Annotated in this window: 5 protein-coding genes and 1 pseudogene; 5 read left to right on the top strand and 1 reads right to left on the bottom strand. The window is 73.8% G+C overall.

Features of this window, described 5'->3' with window-relative positions; all coding sequences use genetic code 11:
- The 4 genes and pseudogenes from ACZ4QV_RS29030 to ACZ4QV_RS29015 form a co-directional block, all read left to right on the top strand.
- Window positions 1–376: pseudogene (locus tag ACZ4QV_RS29030) on the top strand (transposase); the annotation flags it as partial.
- A 926-nt stretch (window positions 377–1,302) separates the two neighbouring features.
- Window positions 1,303–2,001: a response regulator transcription factor gene (locus tag ACZ4QV_RS29025; RefSeq protein ID WP_361636811.1), complete on the top strand. Its 699-nt coding sequence runs from the start codon at window positions 1,303–1,305 to the stop codon at window positions 1,999–2,001.
- A 5-nt stretch (window positions 2,002–2,006) separates the two neighbouring features.
- Entirely contained in the window at window positions 2,007–3,215 is a 1,209-nt protein-coding gene (locus ACZ4QV_RS29020; RefSeq protein ID WP_361636823.1) for a sensor histidine kinase, read from the top strand.
- 282 nt (window positions 3,216–3,497) lie between these two features.
- Window positions 3,498–6,902 carry an endo-alpha-N-acetylgalactosaminidase family protein gene (locus ACZ4QV_RS29015; protein ID WP_361636808.1) on the top strand — a complete coding sequence of 1,135 codons (3,405 nt, stop codon included), beginning with the start codon at window positions 3,498–3,500 and terminating at the stop codon, window positions 6,900–6,902.
- A gap of 49 nt (window positions 6,903–6,951) precedes the next feature.
- Here the strand turns inward: ACZ4QV_RS29015 and ACZ4QV_RS29010 are convergent, their stop codons facing one another.
- Window positions 6,952–8,733, bottom strand: coding sequence for a beta-galactosidase (locus ACZ4QV_RS29010; RefSeq protein WP_467763585.1), 1,782 nt, complete (start codon window positions 8,731–8,733; stop codon window positions 6,952–6,954).
- Window positions 8,734–9,022: 289 nt separating this feature from the next.
- Between ACZ4QV_RS29010 and ACZ4QV_RS29005 the strand changes: the two genes are divergently transcribed.
- Window positions 9,023–9,898, top strand: a complete 876-nt coding sequence (locus ACZ4QV_RS29005) for a helix-turn-helix domain-containing protein (RefSeq protein ID WP_361636802.1) — start codon at window positions 9,023–9,025, stop codon at window positions 9,896–9,898.
- Window positions 9,899–9,912: the final 14 nt, after the last annotated feature.

Raw genomic sequence — 9,912 nt, 5'->3', positions numbered from 1 at the left:
ACGCACCGGCGTTCACGCAGGTCATGGCTCGGTTAAGGGTGCCCCGGCGGGTCGGCCGTCCGCGGGTCAGACCGGAGGCGGTCCTGGCCGACAAGGCCTACTCATCCCGGGCGATCCGCCATCACCTGCGGCAGCGCGGGTCCGGGCGGTGATCCCGCAGCCCGCCGACCAGGCCGCCAATCGCAAACGGCTCGGCCGGCTTGGCGGCCGTCCGCCGGCCTTCGACCGTGTCGCCTACAAGCAGCGGAACACCGTCGAACGCTGCATCAACAAGCTCAAGCAGTGGCGCGGCCTGGCCACCCGATACGACAAGACCGCCACCATCTACCTCGCCGGACTCCACCTCGCCGCCATCTTCATCTGGTCGGCGAGATGATCCGAAGGAAAGGCCCTAGCCGGACCTGGCCGGGCCTGGCCGGGTGTACTGGGGCCTACTGGGGCCCGGCTGAGTTGTACCGGGTACTACTGGGCCCACTGGGTACTACTGGCCCACCGTGTCCTACCGGAGAGGTACCCCGCTCGTCCTTTCGGCCGGGGTGCGGGCGCCGACGCTTGGCCGGAAGGCCGATACCCGCAGGCGCGCCTCCTTCCTAGCGTGGGCCGGGTGACCACCGAGCCCCGCCTCCGCCGCACGCCACAGCCTCCGGGTCACGGTCCCGCCCACCCTGGCGACCACCGGACGACGGCGATCGCCGTCCTGCTGCTGGCCGCCTCCGCCGCAGCCGTCACCTGGCTGCTGCTCGGCAGCGGCGGCCACGAACTTCAGACCGTTCCCACGACGGCCTCCACCCTTGCCGGAACCGACCGGACTGACCGGACTGACTGGACCGACCGGACTGACTGGACCGATCGGGTCGTCCGGTTCGACCGGCTCAACCGGACCGCCCAGTCCGGCAGCGCCGCCCGCCCCGGCGGCGACTGTCCCGTACGAGCACCCAGGCCGTCCCGCGACGGCCCGGAGCCGCACTGTGCCGCTCGGGCTCCCGGCCCCCGCGCTTGCGAGCACGCCGGACGCCCGGGCCCGCACCCACCGGCCTGCTGCCGAATCCCGCATCCGCCCGTCTGCTGCCGGCCTCCGCACCACGACGGTCACTGCGCCCCACACGCCGCCCGCCGGTGACCGGGCCGGGCCCGGCCCAGCGGTTGCGGGGCGCGATCACCGCAGGTCAGATGGAACGCAGCGGAGGGACCCGGACCGATGCCGGGCACCGGGAACGGGACGCGGCGCACGACGTACGGCGCACGGACAGCGCGAGGAGCACAGGAGCACAGCAACACAGGGGCACAGGAGCACAGGGACACATGGCGATCAGCGTGGTCATCGCGGACGACCAGGAGATGGTCCGGACGGGCTTCCGGATGATCCTGGAGAGCCAGCCGGACATCGAGGTCCTCGCCGACGTCGTGGACGGCGCGGCGGCCCTGTCCGCGGTGGAGCGGCTGCGCCCCGACGTCCTGCTGCTCGACATCCGGATGCCCGAGGCCGACGGCCTGGAGGTCACCCGTCGGCTCGCCGAGCGCGCCGCCGCCCACCCCGAGTACGGGCACAAGCCGCGCATCGTCATCGTCACCACCTTCGACCTCGACGCGTATGTGCACGCCGCGCTGCAAGGCGGTGCCTCCGGCTTCCTGCTCAAGGACGCCAGCCCCGCCATGCTTGTGGAGGCCGTACGCGCCGCCGCGGCCGGTGACGCGCTGATCTCGCCCGCGATCACCGTACGGCTGCTGCGCGAACTGGCCCCCGCCACGGCCGCCGGCACCACCCGTACCCTCACCGAGCCGCTGACCGAACGCGAACAGGACGTCGTACGCGCCCTCGCCCGCGGCCGGACCAACGCCGAGATCGCCGCCGAACTCTATGTCTCGCTGTCCACCGTCAAGACTCACCTCGCCAACGTCCAGGCCAAACTGGATGCCCGCAACCGCGTCGAGATCGCCGCCTGGGCCTGGAAGAGCGGGCTCGCCGCGGGCGGCACCGGCGGCGGGCCGGCCGTATCGTGAGCCCGCTGACCGGCTGGGCCCGTGCCCACCCGCGCAAGGCCACCGCCGGCAAGGCCGCCCTCGCCGCGGTCCTGCTCTTCCTCATCGGCTTCGAGAGCGTCGCGCTGGCCCGGCAGCCCACCCGCCCGCACGCCACGGTCGTCGCCGCCGCTGTCGTCGTCTGCCTGTGTGCCGTACCCAACGCGCGCGTGCCACTGCGCGTCCGTGCCTGGACCGCCGCGAGTGTCTCCCTCGCCGCCTCGGTGGTCCTGATCGCCGGACAGCACGCTCTCGCGGTGTGGGGACTCGGCGAAGGCATCGCCCTGCTGGTCCTGCTCACCGGCGTGGTGCACCGCGCCCCCGGCCGCACCGCCGCGATCCTCGGTCCCCTGCTGGGCCTGGCCTGCGTCCTCGCCCCGATGCGCGACATCCGGCTGGGCCTGTGGACCGTCGTCTACGGCGTACTGACCGTCGTCGTCAGCGCCTATTCGCTGATCCTGCGCTGGCAGGACGCCCAGCGGATGCGTGACCTGGCCGCCGTACGGACCGCCGAACGCCTGGAACTCGCTCGCGAACTGCACGACGTCGTCGCCCACCATGTCACCGGCATCGTCGTCCAGGCCCGCGCCGCCCGCTTCACCGCACTCGACGGGCCAGGGGCGGACGCCGCCTTCGAACGGATCGAGACCTCCGGCGGCGAGGCGCTGAGCGCGATGCGCCGCCTGGTCCACGTCCTGCGGGAGAGCGCTGTCCGCGGCCGGCCGCTCGCCGGACTGGCCGACGTGCACACCCTCACCGAGGCATACGCCCGCACCGGCCCGCCCGTCGCCCTGCACATCGAGAAGGGCCTCGACGGGACGGTTCCCGCCGAAGTCGCCACCGCCGTCTACCGCATCGTCCGCGAAGCCCTCACCAACATCCGCAAGCACGCCGCGGACGCCACCGTCGTCCGCATCAATCTCCGTACCGTCCCGTCCGGCCTGGAACTGCGCGTCGCCGACGACGGGGGACACCCCGTCCGCCTCTCCGAACAGGCCAGCGGCGGCGGCTTCGGCCTGGCCGGACTCACCGAGCGCGCCGAGGCGATGGGCGGCCGGCTGACCGCAGGCCCCGCACCGGAGGGCGGCTGGGAGGTACGGGCCGTGCTGCCGCTGGGGGAGGGGGAGGCAAAGGTAGGGGAAGAGGACGGGGGGTACGGGAAGGAGCCCCCCGGCTGCCCCGGCTGCCCCGGCTGACCCGGCTGCCCCGGCTGGCCCCGCTGGTCCGGTGAACCCGGTGGCCCCAGCGGCCCGTACGAGTCGTACGAGCCGTACAAGACCTCCTCGGCACCGATTCGTTAGTCCAACACCTCCCGCCCCTTTGTCCATGGGCGCGCCCGCCGCGCACCCAGCACCCTGTCCCGCGACGGACAGAGCCGGTGCGAAGGACGGAGAGCGCTTGTGAACGGACCGACAGGAGCGGAACAACCGGCCGGAGCGCAGCCAACGGGTGCGGGGCGACCGGCGGGCGGGGAGCCGATGGACGCGGGGCAGGCGGCAGGCGCGGGTGCCGCGACCGCCGGGGGAGGACCGGCGTTCGTACCAACCCCGCCCGACGCCGACACCCCGCCCCGTGCCGACACCCCGCCCGGTGCCGCCACCTCGCCTGGCCTCGGAATCCCGCCCGGCCCTGCCACCTCGCCTGGCCTCGGAATCCCGCCCGACGCCGCCACCCCGCCCGGCCCTGCCACCCCGCCCGGCCCCGGAACCCCGCCCGGCCCCGGAACCCCGCCCGACGCCGAGCCCGGCCCCACCCGCAGGAAGCTCGTCGTCGGTACCGCGCTCGCCGGAATCGCCGCCACCCTCCCGCTCGGCGGCACCAGCGCGTACGCCGCAAGCACCGGCACCGCACCGTACCCGCGGCCCCGGGCCGGTGAGGCGGTGCTGCGGTCCGGCGCCCTGGAGGTCCGCGTCGACACCGGCTTCCCCCGCGTCCTCTCTTACACCGACCGGGGCACCGGAGCCGTCCTGCACGGCCAGCCCGACCCGGTCACCCGGCTCCTCATCGACGGCACCGTCCGCACGCCCCGGGTCACCTCCCGCCCGGCCGCCGACCGCATCACCTACACCCTCGCCTTCGACGGCGGCACCGAGATCGACGCCGAGATCACCGTCGGCGGATGGCACGTCGACTGGCGCGTCACCAGAATCGCCGACACCCCGGCCCTCCGCGTGGGAACCCTCCAGATCCCCGGGCTCGCCCTGCTGAGCGTCCGCAGCGACCAGCCCGGCGCCGCCCTCCTGGCCGCCCGGATCGACCTGGACAAGGCCAAGAGCGGTGACACCCTCGTCCGGATCACGCCCGTCACCCCGGTGGACGCCGCCCCTACCGGATGCGCGTACGCGGTGGCCGCCACCGGCGAACTGGCCGCCGCCGTCGAGACCAACACCGTGTACGACACGCCCAGCGGCGCCACCACCTGGGAGAACGGGCGGCTGTGGCGGCAGACCACCGCGAGCGGCGGCCACCGCTACGCGCGCCTCGGTTGCGGCCAGTGGACCCACCGCGCGGCCACCGCGCCCCTGGACGACACCGAACCCCTGCCGTACGCCACCGTCGTCCTCACCCGCGACCGCAACGGCGACGGCACCGCCGACTGGCAGGACGCGGCCATCGCGCTGCGCGACATCATGGTCGACCCGCTCGGCGCCGACGACCAGCACCTGCGCGTCGTCGCCCACATCCCCTTCAACTTCGCCAGCCAGGCCACCAACCCCTTCCTGGCCACCCTCGACAACGTCAAGCGGATCGCGCTCGCCACCGACGGGCTGCGGCAGTTCACGCTCCTGAAGGGCTACCAGTCCGAAGGCCACGACTCCGCCCACCCCGACTACGGCGGCAACCACAACACCCGCGCCGGGGGCCTCGCCGACCTCAACACCCTGCTGCGTGCCGGAAAGGTCTGGCACAGCGACTTCGCCGTGCATGTCAACGCCACCGAGTCCTACCCCGTCGCGCACGCCTTCTCCGAGACCCTGGTCGACAAGAACGACGCCCAGTGGGACTGGCTCGACCAGTCCTACCGCATCGACGCCCGCCGCGACCTGGTCTCCGGCGACATCGTCCGCCGCTTCCGGCAGCTCCGCGAGGAGACCGACCCCGCCCTGAACACCCTCTACATCGACGTCTTCCGCGAATCCGGCTGGAACTCCGACCGCCTCCAGCGCCACCTGCGCGCCCAGGGCTGGCAGGTGACCACCGAATGGGGCCACGGCCTGGAGCGCTCCGCCCTGTGGTCGCACTGGGCCAACGAGACCGACTACGGCGGCGACACCTCCCGCGGCATCAACTCCCGGCTCATCCGCTTCGTCCGCAACCACCAGAAGGACGTGTTCGCGGACAAGTGGCCCACGCTGCTGGGCGGCGCCCGGATGGGGAACTTCGAGGGCTGGGTCGGCAAGACCGACTGGCACGCCTTCTACACCGTCATCTGGGTGGACGCGCTGCCCGCCAAGTACCTCCAGGCGTACCCGATCCGCACCTGGCGCGATCATGAGATCACCTTCGAGGGGCCGACCGGCACCACCGTCACCGACACCGGCGGCACCCGCCGCATCACCACCGACGGACGCCTGGTGTACGACGGCGGCACCTACCTGCTGCCCTGGGAACCCCGCCGCGCCACCGACCCCGAGAAGCTCTACCACTACAACCCCGGTGGCGGCACGACCACCTGGACGCTGCCCCGCGGCTGGTCCGGCACCCGGAGCGTGTACGCCTACCGGCTCACCGACCAGGGCCGGAGTCGGCCGGAGCGGCTGACCGTACGCGGCGGCAAGGTCACCGTCACCGCCGCGGCCGGCCGGCCGTACGTCCTCTACCGCCGCCCCGCACCAGCCCAGGGCGGCCGCGGCTGGGGCCAGGGGAGCGGCGGACACGGCCGGCACGGGGCCGGGCGGACCGGACCCGGCTGGGGCGAGGGCACGCCGCTCGCCGACCCCGGCTTCCACTCCGGCACTCTCGACGCCTGGCAGGTCAGCGGGCCCGCCACCGTCGAGCCGAGCGCCCTCGGCGACTACGAACTGGTCGTCGGCGCGGGCGGCGCGGCAGCCGTCAGCCAGCGGCTCGCCCGCCTCGCGCCCGGCACCTACACGGCATCCGTGCAGGTGGAGGTCGGCGCGCGGCCGGGGGAGCGGCGCCGGGCCACGCTGGAGGTGCGCACCGGCGACGGCGTCACGGCCGCCAACTGGACGGAGACCTCCACTGCCGGGAACTTCGTCGCCGCCGACCGCAAGCACGGCACTCGCTTCCAACGGATGTTCACCCCCTTCACCGTCCCCGAGGGCGGCGGTCCCGCCACCCTCACCCTCCGCACCGCGGCGGGCACTCCGCGTATTCGATTCGACAACGTGCGGGTGGTCGCCGCGGTTCCCGCCCGCCGGCCGGGCACCGTCGCGTACGAGGACTTCGAGCACGTACCGCAGGGCTGGGGCCCCTTCGTCAAGGGCGACGCGGGCCAGGTCACCGACCCGCGCACGCACATCGCGCAGCGGCACGCGCCCTTCACCCAGCGCGGCTGGAACGGCAAGAGCGTCGACGACGTCATCGACGGCGGCCAGTCCCTGAAGTCCCGCGGCGAGAACACGGGACTGGTCTACCGGACCGTGCCGCACACCGTGCGTTTCCTCCCCGGACGCCGCTACCGGGTCAGTTTCCGCTACGAGAACGAGAAGGCCGGCCAGTACGCCTGGATCACGGCCGTCGACGACCCCGGAGCCCGCGAACTGAGCCGCACCCCGCTGCCCGTCGCCACGCGGCCCACCTCGCACGCCTACGAGTTCACCGCCCCGGAGAGCGGCGAGGCGTGGGTGGGACTGCGCAAGACGGGCGGCGACGGAAAGGCGGAATTTGTCCTGGACGCCTTCGAGGTACGGGAAGCCTGACACGTCAGGCACCGGCGACCGGCCGGCCCGGCAACGGAAGACCGACGCGTCAGGGCACCAGGCGGGGCGCCTCTGCCCGCTCCCCCTCAAGGGCGGGGGCGCCCTCCAGCTCCAGCAGGAGCAGCTCGTTGGTGCCCGGACGCAGCGCCGAGCCGGGGACGAACAAGGTCCGCTGCGGACCGGCCGCCCAGTAGCGGCCCAGGCAGAACCCGTTCACCCAGGCGAAACCGCGCGTCCATCCGGACAGTTCGAGGGCGGCGTCGCCGGGGGAGGGCACGGACAGCGTGGCCCGGTGGAGGCCCGGCTGCCCGGAACCGAAGGGGCGGTCGCCGTATACCCTGAACGGCACCCGCCGCACCGCCGCCGCGTCCTCCAGCGCGTCCAGCCGCAGCCCCCGCGCCCGTACCCCGTGCAGGTACTGCCGCTCGTGCAGCACCCCGCCCCTGATGCCCTTCGGCTCCCCGAGCCGCGGACCGTAGTTGACGCGCCCCAGCGACTCCACCCACAGCTCCACAGTGGCGGGCCCGGACACCGCCGCACCGATCTCCGCGTCCTCCTCGCACAGGGTCGGCCCGCGCGCCCCGTCCACGTACGTCACCGCCAGATCGCGCAGCCCCGCCACCCGCAGCGGAAGCGGCCCGCGCGGCCCGGGGACCTCGAAGCGGTACCGCACCACACCACGGTCCACGTCCAGCTCCTCGAATGTCGGCGGCACACCTGACGCCACCTCGGGACCACCGAGGACCTCCAGCACGTCCGTGAGCGGCGCCCACCCGCCGGACTCCGCCCGTACGGGCGCGGCGAGGACCGGCGGCGGTACGGGGACCTCCGGCAGCGGGCCCGGCGCATACGCGGCCAGGACCTCGCGGAACCGGCGGAACTTCTCCGTAGGGTGCCCGCGTTCATCGATCGGCGCGTCGTAGTCGTACGACGTGACGGTGGGCTGCAACACCCCGTCGTGCAGCTCGCCGGAACGATTCGCCCCCGCCCAGCCCCCGAAGTTCGTACCGCCGTGCGCCATGTAGACGTTGACCGACGCACCGCACTCCAGGATCTCCCGCAGCGCGTCCGCCGCGTCCCCCGAAGAGCGCGCCACCGAAGCGTCACCCCAGTGGGAGAACCAGCCGCACCAGAACTCCATGCACATCAACGGGCCGCCCGGCTGATGACGGCGCAGCGCCGCGAAAGCCTCCCGCGCCCCCGAACCGAAGTTGGCCGTCGCCAGGACACCGGGCACCGAACCGCCGGTGAGCATGTGGTCCTCCGGGCCGTCCGAGGTGAACAGCGGCACGCTCACCCCCAGACCGCGCAGCAGATCCACCATGTGCGCCAGGTACTCCCGGTCGCTGCCGTACGACCCGTACTCGTTCTCCGCCTGCACCATCACCACCGGACCGCCCCGGTCGTACTGGCGCGCCACCACCTGCGGCAGCAGCCGCCCGAACCACGCGTCCACCGCCCGCAGGAACTCCGCGTCACGGGTCCGCACCCCCCGCCCCAGCGGGCCGGTCAGCCAATGCGGCAGCCCGCCGTTCTCCCACTCCGCGCAGATGTACGGACCGGGCCTGACCAGCGCGAGCAGCCCCGCCGCCCGCGCCGCGTCCAGGAAGCGGCCCAGCGCCTCAGGATCGCGGTGGACGCCCGGCCGCGGCTCGTGCAGGTTCCAGGGCACGTACGTCTCGACGCAGTTCAGCCCCATGGCGCGCAGCATCGCCAACCGGTGCCCCCACTGCGCCTCGTGCACCCGGAAGTAGTGCAGGGCCCCCGACAGCAGCCGCATCGGCCGCCCGTCCCGCTCGAAATTCCGCTCGCCCACCACGAACTCGCCCATACCGCCCACCCTGTCCCGTTCCGCCGTCCCGGCCCGCCCGGTGCTCGGCCCGTCCGCCGTCCCGGTCACCCTCACCTCTGGCGGCACGGGAATCCATGGACAAAGATCGGCAGTGATTGGACGGAACTCGGACGGAACTCGGGCGGCACAGGGGCAAGACCGGCCAGTAAGCGCAAGCAACCGGCCGACCGCACACGGACGCGGACACGGCCGCGCCACGGACGGACTCGGCGCGGCGCGCCACCCCGTACGAACACGCCCCCGTACGCGGAGACGGGAGGACGCCCGCATGTACCACACCTGGATGCGGTACTTCACACCGCGCCCGGTCCACCACCGGCTCGGCCTGGTCTGCCTCGGCGTCGGCCTTCAGCACGGCACCCTGCCACCCGTCGGCCCACGCGTCCTCGACCACCACGTCGCCGTCGTCGTCCACGCCGGCCGCGGCTGGTTCACCACCCCCGACGGCACCCGGGCCCCCGTCACGGCCCCCGCCCTCCTGTGGCTCCTCCCCGGCGTCCCCCACCACTACGGCGCCGACCCGCACACCGGCTGGGACGAAAGCTTCGTCGACTTCACCGGCCCCGCCACCACCACCTACACCGAACTCGGCTACATCGAACCCGACCGCTCCCTCGTACCGCTCGCCGACACCGCCGCCGCCCGCACCGCCATCGGCCGCATCACCCGCGCCGCCCGCCGCGGCAACCCGCTCCTGGAAGTCGAGACCGCCGCCGCCGTCCACGAACTCCTCGTCGCCCTGCGGCGCGCCCGCGCCGACACCGACGCGGACGGCGACCCCGTACTCCAGGCCCTCGCCCGCGACGCGTTCCTGCCCCTGTCCGTCGCCGAACACGCCGCCCGCCACGGCATGACCCCCGCCGCGCTGCGCACCGCCGTACGCCGCGGCGCCGGATGCAGCCCCAAGGACTACCTCCTGGCCATCCGCCTCGGCCACGCCAAAGAACTCCTCGCCGCCACCGAACTCCCCGTCGCCGCCGTCGCCCGCCGCGTCGGCTACACCGACCCGGCCTACTTCAGCCGCCTGTTCACCCGCCGCGTCGGCACCGCACCCGTCCACTTCCGCGCCCGCCAGGGGCACCACGTCCCCGGCGGCTGGTCCACCCGCGTACCCGACCCCGACGACCCGCCGCGGATCGGCTGAGACGGCCACGGCCC

This window comes from Streptomyces sp. NPDC026394, assembly GCF_055567735.1.
Note: the sequence above shows the minus strand (reverse complement) of the source record. Positions and strands in the feature narration are given on the sequence as shown.

Coding starts and splice junctions, on each gene's coding strand:
- ACZ4QV_RS29025 (WP_361636811.1), top strand. CDS start 1,303: ATGGCGATCAGCGTGGTCATCGCGGACGACCAGGAGATGGTCCGGACG.
- ACZ4QV_RS29015 (WP_361636808.1), top strand. CDS start 3,498: ATGGACGCGGGGCAGGCGGCAGGCGCGGGTGCCGCGACCGCCGGGGGA.
- ACZ4QV_RS29010 (WP_467763585.1), bottom strand. CDS start 8,733: ATGGGCGAGTTCGTGGTGGGCGAGCGGAATTTCGAGCGGGACGGGCGG.
- ACZ4QV_RS29005 (WP_361636802.1), top strand. CDS start 9,023: ATGTACCACACCTGGATGCGGTACTTCACACCGCGCCCGGTCCACCAC.